Annotated in this window: 20 protein-coding genes; 13 read left to right on the top strand and 7 right to left on the bottom strand. The window is 59.2% G+C overall.

All coding sequences use genetic code 11. From position 1 onward, the window contains the following. Positions 1-213 carry a ribosome-associated protein YbcJ gene (gene ybcJ / locus RRF55_RS20680; protein ID WP_004143016.1) on the top strand — a complete coding sequence of 71 codons (213 nt, stop codon included), beginning with the start codon at positions 1-3 and terminating at the stop codon, positions 211-213. Between the two features lie 45 nt (positions 214-258). Here the strand turns inward: ybcJ and cysS are convergent, their stop codons facing one another. Next, positions 259-1,644: a cysteine--tRNA ligase gene (gene cysS / locus RRF55_RS20675; protein WP_004143010.1), complete on the bottom strand. Its 1,386-nt coding sequence runs from the start codon at positions 1,642-1,644 to the stop codon at positions 259-261. A 175-nt stretch (positions 1,645-1,819) separates the two neighbouring features. Between cysS and ppiB the strand changes: the two genes are divergently transcribed. From ppiB to mnmH, 6 genes are all read left to right on the top strand, one after another. Then, entirely contained in the window at positions 1,820-2,314 is a 495-nt protein-coding gene (gene ppiB, locus RRF55_RS20670; protein WP_004151319.1) for a peptidylprolyl isomerase B, read from the top strand. 3 nt (positions 2,315-2,317) lie between these two features. Continuing rightward, positions 2,318-3,040 carry a UDP-2,3-diacylglucosamine diphosphatase gene (gene lpxH, locus RRF55_RS20665; protein ID WP_032432666.1) on the top strand — a complete coding sequence of 241 codons (723 nt, stop codon included), beginning with the start codon at positions 2,318-2,320 and terminating at the stop codon, positions 3,038-3,040. A gap of 107 nt (positions 3,041-3,147) precedes the next feature. Next, complete coding sequence (locus RRF55_RS20660; RefSeq protein ID WP_032423671.1) at positions 3,148-3,486, top strand: hypothetical protein; 339 nt, start codon at positions 3,148-3,150, stop codon at positions 3,484-3,486. Between the two features lie 96 nt (positions 3,487-3,582). Next, the gene (gene purE, locus RRF55_RS20655; RefSeq protein WP_004893772.1) at positions 3,583-4,092 is read left to right on the top strand and encodes a 5-(carboxyamino)imidazole ribonucleotide mutase; all 510 of its coding nucleotides are present in this window, start codon (positions 3,583-3,585) and stop codon (positions 4,090-4,092) included. Further along, entirely contained in the window at positions 4,089-5,156 is a 1,068-nt protein-coding gene (gene purK / locus RRF55_RS20650) for a 5-(carboxyamino)imidazole ribonucleotide synthase (RefSeq protein ID WP_064153244.1), read from the top strand. The genes purE and purK overlap by 4 nt, the downstream gene beginning before the upstream one ends. Positions 5,157-5,267: 111 nt before the next feature. Further along, positions 5,268-6,344 carry a tRNA 2-selenouridine(34) synthase MnmH gene (mnmH, locus tag RRF55_RS20645; protein ID WP_004151323.1) on the top strand — a complete coding sequence of 359 codons (1,077 nt, stop codon included), beginning with the start codon at positions 5,268-5,270 and terminating at the stop codon, positions 6,342-6,344. A 107-nt stretch (positions 6,345-6,451) separates the two neighbouring features. On the opposite strand, the gene RRF55_RS20640 is transcribed toward mnmH, so the two are convergent. Further along, entirely contained in the window at positions 6,452-7,597 is a 1,146-nt protein-coding gene (locus tag RRF55_RS20640; RefSeq protein ID WP_004142997.1) for a porin, read from the bottom strand. Positions 7,598-7,688: 91 nt separating this feature from the next. Between RRF55_RS20640 and RRF55_RS20635 the strand changes: the two genes are divergently transcribed. After that, positions 7,689-7,802 carry a hypothetical protein gene (locus RRF55_RS20635; protein ID WP_032428564.1) on the top strand — a complete coding sequence of 38 codons (114 nt, stop codon included), beginning with the start codon at positions 7,689-7,691 and terminating at the stop codon, positions 7,800-7,802. On the opposite strand, the gene ybbP is transcribed toward RRF55_RS20635, so the two are convergent. Continuing rightward, a complete protein-coding gene (ybbP, locus tag RRF55_RS20630) occupies positions 7,779-10,193 on the bottom strand; it encodes a putative ABC transporter permease subunit YbbP (RefSeq protein ID WP_439419164.1) in 2,415 nt (804 codons plus the stop codon). The two genes, RRF55_RS20635 and ybbP, sit on opposite strands and share 24 nt — an antisense overlap. Further along, on the bottom strand, positions 10,190-10,876 hold the full coding sequence (ybbA, locus tag RRF55_RS20625) for a putative ABC transporter ATP-binding protein YbbA (protein ID WP_004146399.1): 687 nt from the start codon (positions 10,874-10,876) through the stop codon (positions 10,190-10,192). The genes ybbP and ybbA overlap by 4 nt, the downstream gene beginning before the upstream one ends. Between ybbA and tesA the strand changes: the two genes are divergently transcribed. Genes tesA through RRF55_RS20610 form a run of 3 tightly spaced genes read left to right on the top strand, consistent with a single transcriptional unit; the run spans position 10,847 to position 13,182 of the window. Further along, the gene (tesA, locus tag RRF55_RS20620) at positions 10,847-11,470 is read left to right on the top strand and encodes a multifunctional acyl-CoA thioesterase I/protease I/lysophospholipase L1 (protein WP_004196998.1); all 624 of its coding nucleotides are present in this window, start codon (positions 10,847-10,849) and stop codon (positions 11,468-11,470) included. The genes ybbA and tesA overlap by 30 nt on opposite strands. Next, the gene (locus RRF55_RS20615) at positions 11,460-12,269 is read left to right on the top strand and encodes an SDR family oxidoreductase (RefSeq protein WP_004191621.1); all 810 of its coding nucleotides are present in this window, start codon (positions 11,460-11,462) and stop codon (positions 12,267-12,269) included. Before tesA ends, RRF55_RS20615 begins: the two co-directional genes overlap by 11 nt. Positions 12,270-12,327: 58 nt before the next feature. Beyond that, positions 12,328-13,182: a co-chaperone YbbN gene (locus tag RRF55_RS20610; RefSeq protein WP_002892263.1), complete on the top strand. Its 855-nt coding sequence runs from the start codon at positions 12,328-12,330 to the stop codon at positions 13,180-13,182. Positions 13,183-13,289: 107 nt separating this feature from the next. Here RRF55_RS20610 and fetB read toward each other — a convergent pair whose 3' ends face one another. Both fetB and fetA read right to left on the bottom strand, forming a co-directional pair. Continuing rightward, positions 13,290-14,072 carry an iron efflux ABC transporter permease subunit FetB gene (gene fetB, locus RRF55_RS20605; protein WP_004177223.1) on the bottom strand — a complete coding sequence of 261 codons (783 nt, stop codon included), beginning with the start codon at positions 14,070-14,072 and terminating at the stop codon, positions 13,290-13,292. Beyond that, entirely contained in the window at positions 14,059-14,736 is a 678-nt protein-coding gene (fetA, locus tag RRF55_RS20600; RefSeq protein WP_004177224.1) for an iron efflux ABC transporter ATP-binding subunit FetA, read from the bottom strand. Before fetA ends, fetB begins: the two co-directional genes overlap by 14 nt. A 140-nt stretch (positions 14,737-14,876) precedes the next feature. On the opposite strand from fetA, the gene RRF55_RS20595 reads away from it, so the two are divergent. Beyond that, complete coding sequence (locus RRF55_RS20595) at positions 14,877-15,794, top strand: SPFH domain-containing protein (RefSeq protein WP_032421072.1); 918 nt, start codon at positions 14,877-14,879, stop codon at positions 15,792-15,794. After that, on the top strand, positions 15,791-16,249 hold the full coding sequence (locus RRF55_RS20590; RefSeq protein ID WP_004142979.1) for an NfeD family protein: 459 nt from the start codon (positions 15,791-15,793) through the stop codon (positions 16,247-16,249). The genes RRF55_RS20595 and RRF55_RS20590 overlap by 4 nt, the downstream gene beginning before the upstream one ends. Here the strand turns inward: RRF55_RS20590 and cueR are convergent. Next, complete coding sequence (gene cueR / locus RRF55_RS20585; RefSeq protein WP_002892208.1) at positions 16,246-16,656, bottom strand: Cu(I)-responsive transcriptional regulator; 411 nt, start codon at positions 16,654-16,656, stop codon at positions 16,246-16,248. The genes RRF55_RS20590 and cueR overlap by 4 nt on opposite strands. Between the last annotated feature and the right edge of the window lie 17 nt (positions 16,657-16,673).

Raw genomic sequence — 16,673 nt, 5'->3', positions numbered from 1 at the left:
ATGGCGACATTTTCCTTAGGTAAACACCCGCACGTTGAGCTGTGCGATCTGCTGAAGCTGGAAGGCTGGAGCGAAAGCGGCGCCCAGGCGAAGATCGCCATCGCCGACGGGCTGGTAAAAGTCGACGGCGCGGTGGAAACCCGCAAACGCTGCAAAATCGTCGCTGGTCAGACGGTGAGCTTTGAAGGCCAGAGCGTGACCGTCACGGCCTGACAACGAAAATAAAAACGCCCGCTTTTGCGGGCGTTTTTTTATGGCTTACTTCCGGCGCCAGGTGGTGCCCTGCGGGCCATCTTCCAGCACAATGCCCATCTCGTTGAGACGGTCGCGCGCCGCATCCGCCGCCGCCCAGTCTTTCGCTTTGCGCGCGTCCAGACGCTGCTGGATGAGCGATTCGATCTCCGCCACTTCCGCGTCGTCAACCTGCGCGCCGCTCTGCAGGAACGCCTCCGGCTCCTGCTCCAGCAGACCCAGTACCGCAGCAAGCTTACGCAGGTGGGCCGCCATGGCGTTCGCCGCGGCCGCGTCCTCGGTTTTCAGGCGGTTTACTTCACGCGCCATATCGAACAGCACCGAATAGGCTTCCGGGGTGTTGAAGTCGTCGTCCATCGCCTCGATAAAGCGTGCTTCGAAGGCTTCGCCCCCCGCCGCGTCGACGGATTTGTCCGTCCCGCGCAGCGCGGTGTACAGACGCTCCAGCGCCGAACGCGCCTGCTTGAGGTTCTCTTCGCTGTAGTTCAGCTGGCTGCGATAGTGGCCGGACATCAGGAAGTAGCGAATCGTCTCCGCATCGTAATACTTCAGCACGTCGCGGACGGTAAAGAAATTACCCAGCGATTTCGACATCTTCTCGCGGTCAACCATCACCATGCCGGAGTGCATCCAGTAGTTGACGTATTCACCGTCGTGGGCGCAGGTGGACTGGGCGATTTCGTTTTCATGGTGAGGGAACATCAGATCCGAACCGCCGCCGTGAATATCGAAGTGGTTGCCAAGCTGCTTGCAGTTCATCGCCGAGCACTCGATATGCCAGCCCGGACGGCCCGCGCCCCACGGCGACGGCCAGCTTGGCTCGCCCTCTTTCGACATTTTCCACAGGACGAAGTCCATCGGGTTACGCTTGACGTCAACCACGTCGACGCGCGCCCCCGCCTGCAGCTGGTCTAGATCCTGGCGCGACAGCAGACCGTAGTTCGGGTCCGTCGGCACGTCGAACATCACGTCGCCGTTATCTGCCACGTAAGCATGGCCTTTGGCGATCAGCTGCTCGGTGATCTCAATGATCTCCGCAATATGGTGCGTTGCGCGCGGCTCGCTGTCGGGACGCAGAATATTCAGCGCGTCAAAATCTTTGTGCATTTCGGCAATCATGCGATCGACCAGCGCGACAAAGCTTTCGCCGTTTTCATTAGCGCGCTTAATGATTTTGTCGTCGATATCGGTGATATTGCGCACGTACTTCAGCTTATAGCCGAGAAAACGCAGATAGCGCGCCACGACGTCAAAGGAGACGAAGGTACGTCCATGGCCGATATGACAGAGATCGTAAACGGTAATACCACACACGTACATGCCGACTTCCCCGGCATGGATAGGTTTAAATTCCTCTTTCTGGCGCGTCAGTGTATTAAAAATTTTTAACATCGAAGATTCCGTGTAGACGTGTGTGGGTAATGAAGTCTCTATAATACCCATAATTCAGACCGGACGCAGCACACATTGCAAGGTGCATCGACCCCCGCGGTTATGCTATAACACCCCCCTATATATCACCCGACACCGGGTGCTGGCACCACACTCATCGGAACAGGATGCAAAAATGGTTACTTTCCACACCAATCATGGCGATATCGTAATCAAAACGTTTGACGACAAAGCGCCGGAAACAGTTAAAAACTTCCTGGACTACTGCCGCGAAGGTTTCTACGACAACACCATTTTCCACCGTGTTATCAACGGCTTCATGATTCAGGGCGGCGGTTTTGAACCTGGCATGAAACAAAAAGCGACCAAATCTCCGATTCAGAACGAAGCGAACAACGGTCTGAAAAACACCCGCGGCACGCTGGCGATGGCCCGTACTCAGGCGCCGCACTCTGCCACCGCGCAGTTCTTCATCAACGTGGTTGACAACGACTTCCTGAACTTCTCCGGCGAAAGCCTGCAGGGTTGGGGCTACTGCGTCTTCGCGGAAGTGGTTGAAGGCATGGACGTGGTTGACAAAATCAAAGCGGTTGCCACCGGCCGCAGCGGCATGCACCAGGATGTGCCGAAAGATGATGTGATCATCAAAAGCGTCACCGTCAGCGAGTAATTCGTGGCGACACTTTTTATTGCAGATTTGCACCTGCAAACAGAAGAACCGGCGATCACCGCCGGTTTTCTGCGTTTTTTACAGGGCGAAGCCCGCCAGGCGGACGCTCTGTATATCCTTGGCGATCTGTTTGAGGCATGGATCGGCGATGACGATCCTAACCCGCTGCACCAACAAATTGCCTCGGCAATCAAAGCCGTCGTCGAGGCCGGCGTGCCGTGCTACTTCATCCATGGCAACCGCGATTTTCTCGTCGGCCAGCGCTTTGCCCGCCAGAGCGGGATGATCCTGCTCGCCGAAGAAGAGCGACTGGACCTCTATGGCCGTGAAGTCTTGATCATGCATGGCGACACGCTGTGCACCGATGACCAAGGCTATCTGGCGTTTCGCGCCAAAGTCCACACCCCGTGGATCCAGCGTCTGTTCCTGGCCCTGCCGCTGTTTATCCGCCGTCGCATCGCCGCCCGCATGCGCGCCGACAGCAAAGCCGCCAACAGCAGTAAATCAATGGAAATTATGGATGTAAATCCACAGGCGGTAGTTGACGCGATGGAGCGGCATCACGTGCAGTGGCTGATCCACGGCCATACTCATCGCCCGGCGGTCCATGAACTGCAGGCCAACGGCCAACCCGCATGGCGTGTGGTACTTGGCGCCTGGCACAGCGAAGGTTCGATGGTCAAGGTGACGCCGGACGACGTCGAACTAATCCACTTTCCGTTCTGATTCCTGCGCGAGCACAATTCCGAAAGCGCCTTTTGCCCGGGCGAAGGTGCGCGCTTCCCCCCGCCCTGCATGCTAGTCTTCCACAACGTCACTCTCAAGGAACGAGCATGAGCAGGAAAAAGTGGAGTCAGCCGCTGACGTGGGGAATGATCATCGCGATCCTCAATCCGTTAGGGGTAAGTTATATCGCCTTAATCGGCGTCGTTATCGGCAACACGCTGACGTTTGTCTGGTGTGCGATGCTGGCGTGGGCTATCTATTTTTATGCCATTTATTTGCTCTGCACCCGCCCTCACGATAGCCGGCTGGTACAAATCTATTTACTGCTTATGGGCACTCTGATGCTCCCGTGGGGGTTAGTGCTGCTTATCACCTGTATCATGAGGGAGATAAAGGTCAATCAGTCACCCACGCCATCACCTCCAGGCGAGACAAAAGACGGCTAACCATGCGCACGCAACCGTTTTCCTTGCTGGCAGTTCATGCTATTCTCTGTGGCCTCTAAAGCAGTGTGAAACACACCCACAGGAGTTTTAAGACGCATGTCTTCCCGCAATAATTCGGCGCGTATCGCCATCGTGATGGGGTCCAAAAGCGACTGGGCTACCATGCAATTTACCGCAGAAATCCTTGATGCCCTGAACGTTCCGTACCATGTCGAAGTGGTCTCCGCCCACCGCACGCCCGATAAGCTGTTCAGCTTTGCTGAAAGCGCCGAAAGCCACGGTTATCAGGTGATTATTGCAGGAGCAGGCGGCGCGGCGCATCTGCCGGGCATGATTGCGGCGAAAACCCTGGTGCCGGTGCTCGGCGTACCGGTTCAGAGCGCAGCCTTAAGCGGTGTCGACAGCCTCTACTCCATTGTGCAGATGCCGCGCGGCATTCCGGTCGGTACCCTGGCCATCGGCAAAGCTGGCGCTGCGAACGCCGGCCTGCTCGCCGCGCAGATCCTTGCCCAGCATGATGCAGAACTGCACCATCGCCTGAGCGCCTGGCGTCAGGCGCAAACCGATGAAGTGCTGGATAATCCGGATCCGCGGGGTGCGGCATGAAACAGGTATGCGTGCTCGGTAACGGCCAGTTAGGCCGTATGCTGCGCCAGGCCGGCGAGCCGCTGGGCATCGCCGTTTGGCCGGTCGGCCTGGAAGCCGACCCGGAAGCGGTGCCGTTCCAGCAGAGCGTCATCACGGCAGAAATTGAACGCTGGCCGGAAACCGCCCTCACCCGCGAGCTGGCCCGCCACCCGGCGTTCGTCAACCGCGATGTCTTCCCGATTATCGCCGACCGCCTGACGCAAAAGCAGCTGTTTGACAAGCTTGGCCTCGCCACCGCCCCGTGGCAACTGCTGGCGGATAAAAGCGAGTGGCCGGCGGTGTTTGCCCGCCTTGGCAAACTGGCGATCGTTAAGCGTCGCGTTGGCGGTTACGACGGCCGCGGCCAGTGGCGTCTGCGGGAAAACGAAATCGATCAGCTACCGGCCGATAACTACGGCGAGTGCATCGTCGAGCAGGGGATTAACTTCTCCGGCGAGGTATCGCTGGTGGGCGCCCGCGCCCATGACGGTAGCACCGTCTTCTACCCGCTGACCCGTAACCTGCATCAGGACGGTATTCTGCGCGCCAGCGTCGCCTTCCCGCAGGCCAATGCCCGCCAGCAGGAACAAGCGGAAAGCATGCTGACGGCGATCATGAACGAGCTGAACTACGTCGGCGTGATGGCGATGGAGTGCTTCGTTACCGCCGAGGGGCTGCTGATTAACGAGCTGGCGCCGCGGGTGCACAACAGCGGCCACTGGACGCAGAACGGCGCGTCTATCAGCCAGTTCGAGCTGCATCTGCGGGCGATTACCGGCCTGCCGCTGCCGCCGCCGGTGGTCAACAGCCCGTCGGTGATGATCAACCTGATCGGCACCGATCTTAACTACGACTGGCTGAAGCTGCCGCTGGTGCACCTGCACTGGTATGACAAAGAGGTGCGCCCGGGTCGTAAAGTCGGCCACCTGAACCTCACCGACAGCGATACCGATCGCCTGAGCGCGACGCTGGAAGCGATCAAGCCGCTGCTGCCGCCGGAGTACACCAGCGGCCTGTTCTGGGCGCAATCGCAGCTCAGCTAAGCCCTTCGTGCCGGGGATTTGATCTATCCCCTTCCCCGGCACACCTTGAGGCGCGTACAATCCCCCCCTTGCTGTAAAGCTCATTTCTGTTTTGACTTCAGAGGATACCCCATGACCAATGGGACGGATTATCGCGCCATTCTCGCCAGCGATACGCCACTGATTGACGTACGCGCCCCGGTGGAGTTTAGCCAAAGCGCGATGCCGGCGGCGATCAACCTGCCGCTGATGAATGATGAAGAACGCGCCGCGGTCGGCACCTGCTACAAGCGTCAGGGGCCGGAAGCGGCGCTGGCGCTCGGCCATAAACTGGTCCAGGGTGACCTGCGCGCCAGCCGTACTCAGGCGTGGCTGGAAGCGTGCGCCCGTTACCCACACGGTTACCTGTGCTGCGCCCGCGGCGGCCAGCGCTCGCATATCGTCCAGCAGTGGCTGAAAGAAGCTGGCGTGGATTACCCCCTGATCGTCGGCGGCTATAAAGCGCTACGCCAGGCGGCGATCCAGGCCACCGACGAACTGGTGCAGCGCCCGATCGTGCTGATTGGCGGCTGCACCGGCAACGGCAAAACTCAACTGGTCTGCTCGCGCCCGGACGGTATCGACCTGGAAGGGCTTGCTCATCACCGCGGTTCTTCATTCGGTCGAACCCTGCAGGATCAGCATCCACAGGCCACCTTTGAAAACCACCTGGCGGTCAGCCTGCTTAAAAAAGCCGAACAGCAGACCCGCTGGGTGCTGGAAGATGAAGGCCATATGATCGGCGCCAATCATCTACCGGAGAGCCTGCGCCTCCGCATGGCGCAGTCGCCGCTGGCGGTGGTGGAAGATCCGTTTGACGTTCGCCTCGAACGGCTGCGCGAAGAGTATTTCGATCGCATGTATCGCGACTTTATCGCCGCGTATGGCGAAGAGAAAGGCTGGCAGGCATACGGCGAGTATCTGCATCACGGCCTGTTTGCCATCCGCCGTCGCCTGGGGCTGCAGCGTTTTGCTCAGCTCACTGAACGGCTCGATGAGGCGCTGGTGCAGCAGCAGCGCACCGCCAGCACCGAGGCGCACTTTGCCTGGCTGGTACCGCTGCTGGAAGAATACTACGACCCGATGTATCGCTATCAGTTGGGGAAAAAAGCCGGGAAAATTCTCTTTCGCGGCAGCTGGCAGGAGGTCGCAGCCTGGCTGGCGAAGTAATCGCATGCTCTATTGTCCCGGCTTGCGGCGTAAACGCCTTAGCCGGGCTACCGGTCGGCGCGATTTGTAGCCACGGTAAGCGCGCGCGACCGGGGAGTTGTGACCGCTTAGAAGTCGTAGCGCAGACGGACCAGGTTCATATCGCCAAGGTTGTCGGTGCTGGAGGTAAACACGTGTTCGTAGTCAACGCGGAAACCGTAATCCAGCTGGAAGCTAATCCCCAGACCGTTATCGATACGCTGATAGTTGCGGCCGTTCACATATTCCAGACGGTCGCCCATAAAGTACGGCTGAATAGATTTTACAGCGTATTGATTGATCGGGAATTTATAGCCCGCAAAATATTCAATCCCCCAGGCGTCACCGGCAAAGTAATTATGCACATCGGTTTTCTTGGTGGTGAGGAAGTTCTGATACCAGCCGCCGCCGAAGGAGAAGGTCCAGTTATCCGGGGTCCAGCTCAGCGCGGTACCGACGATATTCTGGTCATAGGTTTTGCTGTCGGCGCTTGACGGGTCGCGCATTTCCGCGCGGGTGTAGTTCCACGCGGTACCCCAGGTCAGATCCTTCATGATGTGGTAGTCCGCGCCAACAGAACCACCGCCTTTACGCTTGTAGCGCAGGCCGTTACCCGGCAGGTATTCGCTGTCTTCGAACAGATAAGAGCCGTAAAGATCGACATCACCTACAGTTTTCTTATATTTCAGCATATTACGTGAACGATAGGAGCCATCGTAATCGCCATTAATACCGTTCCCCGGGGCCTGACCGATCATATCGTAGTCCCAGATATCGGTTTTCACCCCCACCACATCATAGTAAATGCTGTTCTGCTGCCCGTAGGTTAACGTACCCCAGGTATCGCTTTTCAGGCCGGTATACAGCATGCGGCGGGTGGTATTGTTCGCGCCTTCCGCGTAGTGGTTATCCCAGTCAAACAGCGCCGGAATGTTCACGCCCAGCTCATAGTAGCTGATCCAGCTAATATCATCGAACAGGTAGTAATCCGCCGCGAAGCGGAAGCGGGTGCCGCCGTCAAAACCGTTACGCTTATAGGAGCCTTTGTCGCCATCGCCGGTCATCATGTTGAACTGCGGCCGGATACTGCCGCCGACGGTAAAGTTAAGCCGGCTTAACGGATCGCCCGCCTGCGGATCTTGTTTCAGCAGCGTAATCTCCGCGTGGGAAGGCAATGACGTTAACGCTAATGCTGCGCCGATCGAGATCGCCAGCGCTTTTATTGTGTGTGCCATAGTTTTTCCTTGATTAATAAGCCACCTTATATTTTCCAGTTGAATATTAACCGCGAATCAGCATAGCGTGTTGCTGGGTTTTTAATGTTTTGTGCTCTTAAAAATCAATGAGTTATCAATTTGTGCGTTTAAAATAAAAGCGCCGCCAAAAACGGCGGCGCATCATCAAAATGCAATATTCTTACTGGCTAAACTGGCGGAATAGCGCTTTTCCTTTTAACAGACGCAGCCCCAGCCCGCCGCCGCACAGGGATAACAACACCGCTCCCGTCAGCGGCAGCAACACCCACAGGCGCCAGTCTGGCGCCCAGGGAAAATCAAAGACTTTCGTCTGCAGCATCGCCAGCGCCACTTCCGCGCCTATCGCCGCCACCAGGCCGGAAACCAGCCCCAGCAGGGCAAACTCCGCCCACAGCGTAGCGCGCAGCAGCGATTTTCCTGCCCCCAGCGTACGCCAGACCACCAGCTCCTGATGGCGTTGACGCATACCGACCTGCACCTGCGCCAGCAACAGCAGCACGCCGCAGGCCGTCACCAGGCCCACCATCACCTCCAGCGCCCGGCTGACCTGGAAGAGCACCTGGCCGACCTGACGCAGGATGGCGCCGATATCCAGCAGACTGACGGTGGGAAACTCGCGGTTCAGCTGGGTCAACATCGCGGGGCCGTTATCCCAGCGGAAGCTGGTGAGCCAGCTCTGCGGCTGCCCGTCCAGCGCCCCGGCGGGGAAAATAAAGAAGAAGTTTGGCCGCAGGCTCTCCCAGTCTACTTTGCGCACGCTGCTGACCTTCGCGCTGAACTCCTGGGTATCGCCGGTAAAGGTCACCGTATCGCCGATCTTTATCCCCAGCCGCTGCGCCAGCCCCTCCTCAATCGATACCTCGCCCGGCTTCGGCGGCCAGCTGCCGGCCACCAGCGGATTATGATCCGGACGCTGTTCGCTCCAGGTGAGATTAAGCTCGCGATTCAGCGCTTCGTCTTTGTTCCCGTCCGTGGATTGACCGTTGATCTGCGTCAGACGGGCCCGGACGATCGGATAGAATTCCGCCGCCCGCGTCTGGTGTTCGGCGAGGAAGGTCTTCACCGGCACTATCTGCTCAGGGGCGATATTGATCAGAAAGTAGTTCGGGCTCTGCGGGGGCAACTGCTGCTGCCAGCGGTCAAGCAGATCGCCGCGCAGCACCAACAGGAGCGCCAGCAGCATAAATGACAGGGAAAACGCCGCCAGCTGGCTGAGGGTCGACCACGGCTGGCGCAGCAGGCGGTTCACCGCCAGACGCAGCGGCAAGGCTTTGAGCGTCAGGCGTTTGAGCAGCCACAGCAATCCCCAGCCCACCAGGCCGCACAGCAGCGCCAGCACCACCGCCCCGGCCAGCACCGACCACAGCAGCGGGCTGCCGCCCAGCAGCCAGGCCAACAGGCCCACCACCACGACGCTAACCGCCGGGATCCAGATTTTCAACGGCCAGACGTTAGCCACCACATCCTGACGCAGCACTCGCAGCGGCAGGGTCGCCAGCAGCAGTCGATAGGGTCGCAGGCCCACCAGCAGGGAAATGACACCTGTCGCCCCGATAGCCCACAGCCACGGCCAACCGCTGGCAGCGGGTAGCGCGGCGGGCAACACCGGTTTGAGCACCAGCAGCAGCAGACGCTCCAGCGCCAGGCCCGCCCCCCCGCCGGTTATCACCGACAGCGTCAACAGCAGCAGCCATTGGCCGACGATAAGCTTGCGCAGCTGCGACCGTCCGGCGCCCAGCGTCTTGAGTATGGCGACCAGATCATAGCGGCTGCGGCAGTAGTGGCTCATCGCTACCGCCACTGCGGCGACGGCCAGCAGCAGCGTCAACAGCGCGGATAACAGCAGGAATTGCTGCGAGCGCTCAAGAGATTTGCCCAGCGCGCTGTCGTCCTGGTCAAGGCCAATCCAGCGATGTTCCGGGCCGAGCTTCGGCAGCAGCCACTGCTCATAATTGGCCAGCTGTTCAGCGTCGCCGGCGAACTTATAGCGCCATGCGACGCGACTGCCGGGCTGCACGGCCCCGGTTTTTGCCACGTCGTCCATATTCATCATCAGCCGCGGCGCCATCTGGAAGGGGTTAAACCCTGCATCCGGCTCCTGAATCACCTCCCCGGCAATGCGCAGCGTGGCATCGCCAACGTCAATCGTATCGCCGGTTTTCAGGTTCAGGAGCGCCATCAGCCTTGGCGCCAGCAGCACGCTCCCCGCCTGCGGCTTCAGCCCCGGCGGCTGCGTCTCGAGGGTGCCATACAGCGGATAGCGGTCGTCCACCGCCTTAACGTCCGCCAGCTGCGGCGTATCACCGGCGAACGTCATGGTGGCAAAGCTCAGCTGCTCGCCGACGGTCAGCCCTGACTTCCGCGCCTGTGCGATCCACTCGGCGGGTACCTCGCGCGAACTGCGCAGCGTACGGTCGCCGGCCATAAACTCACGGCTTTGCTGGCTAAGGCCTTTCTCCATCCGATCGCTTATCGACCCCAGGGCCAGCACGCAGGCCACGGCGAGGCTTAACGCCAGCCAGACGATCAGCAGCGACGGCGAGCGCCATTCGCGCCAGAACCAGCGGGCGATCATGCTTCCTCCCGCAGCTGGCCATCCACCAGGCGCAGACGGCGATCGCAGCGCGCCGCCAGCAGCGGATCGTGAGTGACGAGGATCAGGGTGGTGCCGTGTTCGCGATTAAGCGAGAACAGCAGATCGGCAATTTTGTCCCCGGTCTGGCGATCGAGGTTGCCGGTGGGCTCATCGGCGAACAGAATGGCCGGGCGCCCGTTAAAGGCCCGGGCCAGCGCCACCCGCTGCTGTTCGCCGCCGGAGAGCTGCGCCGGCAGGTGGTGCAGGCGTTTGCCAAGTCCCAGCTGCTCAAGCAGCGCGCGGGCATCGCCCCGGCTCTGGCTATCGCTGGCGCCGCGCAGCAGCGCCGGCAGCTCGACGTTCTCCAGGGCGTTGAGCGTCGGGATCAGCATAAACGACTGAAAAACAAAACCAACGTGCTGCGCCCGCAGCGCCGCCCGCGCCTCTTCATCCATCCGGTGCAGCGGTTTGCCCAGCATCGATACTTCCCCGCTGCTGCCATCGTCGAGGCCGGCGAGGATCGCCAGCAGGGTCGATTTACCGGAACCCGACTCGCCGATCAGGGCGATGGTCTGCCGCGGTTTGACAACCAGCTCAACTCCGGTAAGGATGGAGAGCTGATGCTCCCCCTGACCGACGGACTTCTTAAGATGATGAACTTCAAGTATGTTTTCCGCTGGCATGTGCCTTTCCTGTTGTTGTTCCTGTTTACCTGCCGCGCGATGGCGGCGGACACGCTGCTGATCCTCGGCGACAGCCTGAGCGCTGGCTATCGGATGGCGGCCAACGCCGCCTGGCCGGCGCTGCTCAATGAGCAGTGGCAGGCGAAAACGCCGGTGGTGAACGCCAGCATCAGCGGCGATACCTCGCAGCAGGGGTTGGCTCGCCTGCCAGCGCTGCTTAAGCAGCACCAGCCGCGCTGGGTGCTGGTTGAGCTCGGCGGCAATGACGGACTGCGCGGTTTTCCGCCGCAGCAGACCGAGCAGACGCTGCGCACCATTATTAAAGATATCAAAGCGGCCAACGCCGAGCCGCTGCTGATGCAAATTCACCTGCCGGCGAACTATGGCCGCCGCTATAATGAAGCCTTCGGCGCGATTTACCCGGCCCTGGCCAAAGAGTTCGCTATTCCTCTCCTGCCCTTTTTTATGGAGGAGGTCTATCTCAAGCCGCAATGGATGCAGGACGACGGCATTCATCCAAATCGCGACGCGCAGCCGTTTATCGCCGACTGGATGGCGAAGCGGCTGGCTCCCTTAGTTAATCATGACTCCTGAACGCCAGGGGTCGCTGACAGGTAAAGTTATGCAAAAAACGGTTTTAGTGACAGGCTGTTCCAGCGGAATTGGTCTGGAAAGCGCGCTGGATTTAACCCGCCAGGGCTTTCGCGTGCTGGCGGCCTGCCGCAAAGCAGAGGATGTCGCGCGGATGCAGGATCTGGGGCTAACCGGTATTTTGCTCGATCTGGATGACCCGCAGAGCGTGGAGCGCGCGGCAGCGGAGGTGATTGCGCTGACCGATAATCGTCTCTACGGCCTGTTCAATAACGCCGGGTATGGCGTCTATGGCCCGCTGAACACCATCAGCCGCCAGCAGATGGAACAGCAATTTTCCGCTAACTTTTTCGGCGCGCATCAGCTCACCATGCTGCTACTGCCGGCGATGACGCCGCACGGCGAAGGGCGCATCGTGATGACCTCCTCGGTGATGGGGCTTATCGCCAGTCCCGGCCGCGGAGCCTATGCCGCCAGTAAATATGCCCTCGAGGCGTGGTCCGACGCGCTGCGCATGGAGCTGCGCCACAGCGGTATTCAGGTCAGCCTGATTGAACCGGGCCCGATCCGCACCCGCTTTACCGATAACGTCAACCAGACGCAAAGCGATAAGCCCGTAGAAAATCCGGGTATCGCCGCCCGCTTTACCCTCGGGCCGGAGGCGGTGGTGGAAAAAGTGCGCCATGCTTTTACCAGCGATAAACCAAAGCTGCGCTATCCGGTCACCCTGGTCACCCACGCGGTGGCGCTGCTTAAGCGCCTGCTGCCTGCCCGCGCGATGGACAAAATTATCCACGGCTGAGTTGAAGCGCGGAATGCCGCCCCCATGTAAAACAGAAATCGACTAACGAGAAATGCCCATGTCCGAACAGAATATTGTCAACATTAGCGAAGCGAACCTGCAGCAGACGCTACAGCAGTCCATGAACGTTCCGGTGCTGTTTTATTTCTGGTCTGCCCGCAGCCAGCACTGCGAACAGCTGACCCCGGTGCTCGAGCGCCTGGCAGCCCAATACAACGGCCAGTTCACGCTGGCGAAGGTCGATTGCGACGCCGAGCAGATGCTCGCTTCACAGTTTGGTCTGCGCGCCATCCCTACGGTTTATCTGTTCCAGAACGGCCAGCCGGTGGATGGTTTTGAAGGCCCGCAGCCGGAAGAAGCGATCCGCGCCCTGCTGGATAAAGTCCTGCCCCGTGAAGAGGAGCTGAAAGCTCAGCAGGCGCTGGCCCTGATGCAGGAAGAAAAATACGCCGATGCCCTGCCGCTGCTGAAGGAAGCCTGGCAGCTGTCGAATCAGGAAAGCCAGATTGGCCTGCTGCTGGCGGAAACGCTGATTGCTCTGCACCGTTCCGATGAAGCGGAAAGCGTGCTGAAAACCATTCCTCTGCAGGATCAGGATACCCACTATCAGGGTCTGGTGGCGCAGATTGAGCTGCTCAAACAGGCCGCCGACACCCCGGAAATCCAGCAGCTGCAGCAGCAGGTGGAACAGAATCCGGAGGATGCGCAGTTGGCCTCCCAGCTGGCGCTGCAGCTGCATCAGGTCGGGCGTAATGAAGAAGCGCTGGCCCTGCTGTTCAGCCATCTGCAGAAAGATTTAGGCGCCGGCGATGGCCAGGCGCGCAAGATGCTGCAGGAGATTCTCGCCGCCCTCGGTACCGGCGATGCGCTGGCCGCCAAATATCGTCGTCAGCTCTATTCGCTGCTGTACTAATCCGTTGCCTTCCCCGGATAGCGCTGCGCTTATCCGGGCTACGCGAACTATGCGGAACGTAGCCTAAGTAGCCCGGGTAAGGCGTGAACGCCGCAACCCGGGATCGTTCACGGGCGCTTTTTCAGCTGCGTCACCACCAGCTGATGGCGGGCGTTGAAGAACTTCCGGTAGGTCAGATAGCCGGCGATAATCGTCGACAGGCTGGCGGTCGACAGCAGCATAAAGGTCACCATGATCTGGTACTTAATCGCCTTCACCGGGTCAATACCGGCAAAAATCAGCCCCGACATCATCCCAGGCAAGCTCACCAGACCGACCGTTTTCGCCGAATCGACGGTGGGAATCAATGACGCGCGAATACTCTCGCGAATCAGCCGCGCTGAGGCCATCTTCGGCGTCGCGCCGAGGCTCAGTTTCTCCTGAATCTGCTGCTGCTCGCTGCTGAAGCGCTGGCCCATATTGTTGTAGCACAGCCCCACCGCCACCATGGCGTTCCCGGCCACCATCCCGGCAATCGGGATCACCTGCATCGGCACGAAGGCGATCGAGCCAGAAAACACCAGTACCGCCAGCGTTAGTCCAGCGCCAGTAGTGATGGCGATAAACGACGAGATAAAAGCTTTGTCGATATATTTACTGCGCTTCTTCGCATTCCACGCCGCGTTAAAGCAGATAAACAGCACCATCAACAGCGTCAGAACCGCATGATTGACGTTAAAGATATATTTCAGCACATAGCCGACGATTATCAGCTGCACGATCGCCCGGCAAATACTCCAGATAATATCTTTTTCCAGCGCCAGCTTTTCCCGATAGCTGACCAGAATAGCGATCAGCACCAGCACCATCGACAGCGCCAGCGATTCGTTCGTAATGTTATGCCCGTTCATGCTGTACCTCCTGCATATTTCCGCCGGCAGGTTGCAGCGTAATCACTTCATCGGCATGCGAAATTTCATTGCGATCGTGGGTGACCCACAGAACAGCGACCTGTTTTTCCGTTGCGTAGCCATGAATAATTTCATTCACATTCTGTTTATTACTTTCATCCAGCGCGCTGGTAATTTCGTCCAGCAGCAGCACGCGCGGCAGAAATTGTAGATTGCGGATCAGCGATACGCGCTGCTTTTCCCCGCCGGAGAGTTCGTTAATGGATTTTTCCAGCATATTTTCGTCAAGGCCAAAGCGCTGAAGGTCGGCCAGCAGCGCCTGCGGATCCGGTTGTTTATTGCGGATCTGCCACGGAAAAATCAGATTATCGTAAACCGAATCACCGAACAGGGCCGGCGTCTGCGCGCAGTAAGAGACCTGTTGGCGATACCTTTCCGGCGACAGCGTCGCGACATCCGCATCGTCGAAGAACAGGCGCCCGGAGGTTGGGCTGAGCAGCGAGGCGATAATCTTCAGCAAGGTACTTTTCCCGCAGCCGGAAGGGCCGGTAATCAACTTGAATTCTCCGGCGCGAAGCTGAAAATTGATATTGTGTAAAATAACGGCGTCGTCGGTCTTAAACCCCACACCGTCGAGACGCAAAAGCGCGTTATTTTCCTTCATGAGTCTTCCTGATTATTTTCTGAAACACCGCTAGTTTACCGCACTTTCCTTTCTCCAGGATGAGGAGAAAGATATACTCAGTTTAAACATGCGCTATTTCCTTGTAGCGCCCCGCCAGGCAACAAGACAGGAGGTTTTTGATGCTAATTTTTATTCCTATCCTTATTTTCGTCGCGCTGGTTATTGTGGCCGCGGCGGTGAAAATTGTCCCGCAGGGCTACCAGTGGACGGTGGAGCGCTTCGGGCGTTTTACCCAGACGCTGCAGCCGGGATTAAGCTTAGTCGTGCCGTTTATGGACCGTATCGGCCGCAAAGTGAACATGATGGAGCAGGTGCTCGATATCCCCTCGCAGGAGGTTATCTCCCGGGATAACGCCAACGTCACCATCGACGCGGTCTGCTTTATTCAGGTGATCGACGCGCCAAAGGCCGCCTACGAGGTCAGCAATCTTGAGCAGGCGATCGTCAACCTGACGATGACCAACATCCGTACCGTGCTCGGCTCAATGGAGCTGGACGAAATGCTCTCCCAGCGCGACAGCATTAACACCCGCCTGCTGCATATCGTTGACGACGCCACCAACCCGTGGGGGGTGAAAATCACCCGCGTCGAAATTCGCGACGTTCGCCCGCCGACGGAGCTTATCGCCTCGATGAACGCCCAGATGAAAGCCGAACGTACCAAACGCGCGTACATCCTTGAGGCCGAAGGGGTGCGACAGGCGGAAATTCTGAAAGCGGAAGGGGAAAAGCAGTCGCAGATCCTCAAGGCCGAGGGCGAACGGCAGTCCGCGTTCCTGCAGGCGGAGGCTCGCGAACGGTCCGCCGAAGCGGAAGCCCGCGCCACCCAAATGGTCTCCTCGGCGATCGCCTCAGGCGATATTCAGGCGATCAACTACTTCGTGGCGCAGAAATACACCGATGCGCTGCAGCAGATTGGCGCCGCTAACAACAGCAAAGTGGTATTGATGCCGCTGGATGCCAGCAGCCTGATGGGATCGATCGCCGGGATCAGCGAGCTGATCAAAGAAGGCGCTGGCGATCGGAAAAAATCATGATCGGCATGATCCTCGCACACCCCCATCTGTTCTGGCTAAGCCTCGGCGGGTTGCTGCTGGCGGCCGAGATGCTGGGCGGCAGCGGATACCTGCTGTGGAGCGGCGTCGCCGGCGTGGTGACCGGCGCCCTGACCTGGCTCCTGCCGCTGAGCTGGGAATGGCAAGGCACGCTGTTTGCCGTTCTCACCCTGCTGGCGGCGTGGCTGTGGTCGAAATGGCTGCGCAAGCGCGTCAAAACGCAGCGCCCGGCCGATGCCCAGCTCAACCAGCGCGGGCAGCAACTGGTGGGCCGCCGCCTGACGCTGGATGCCCCGCTGGTGAACGGCCGCGGCCACGTCCGCGTGGGCGACAGCTCCTGGCCGGTGATTGCCGATGAAGACTTCGCGGCGGGCAGCAAGGTTGAAGTGATTGCCGTAGAAGGGATTACGCTACGAATCAGACCCGCCGTCCGTTAAGCCTGCGCCTTGCGATGGCAGCAGCCGGAAAGATTATCGATAATCGGGCACTCCGCGCTGTCGTCGCCGGGGCAGGATTCGGCCAGCGCCAGCAGGTGCGCGCGCATATTTTGCAGCTCGCGGATATGGTTCTCGATATCCGCCACTTTCTCCAGCGTGCGTTTTTTCACATCGGCGCTGTGCCGCGACGGGTCGTTGAACAGTGCCACCAGCTCGCGGCACTCTTCCAGGTTAAACCCCACCTGCCGCGCCTGGCGCAGCAGCGTCAGTTCATCGAGATGCTGCTGGCTATAGGTGCGGTAGCCGTTTTCGCTCCGCAACGGCGGCGTCACCAGCCCCTTCTCTTCATAAAAACGAATCGCTTTGCTGGTTAAGCCGGTTTTTTTCGCCACATCGCTGATATTCATTTTTTCTCCTTGACCTT

The sequence above is a fragment of the Klebsiella sp. K47 genome (assembly GCF_051858335.1).
In the GTDB taxonomy this organism is placed as follows: domain Bacteria; phylum Pseudomonadota; class Gammaproteobacteria; order Enterobacterales; family Enterobacteriaceae; genus Klebsiella; species Klebsiella pneumoniae.
Note: the sequence above shows the minus strand (reverse complement) of the source record. Positions and strands in the feature narration are given on the sequence as shown.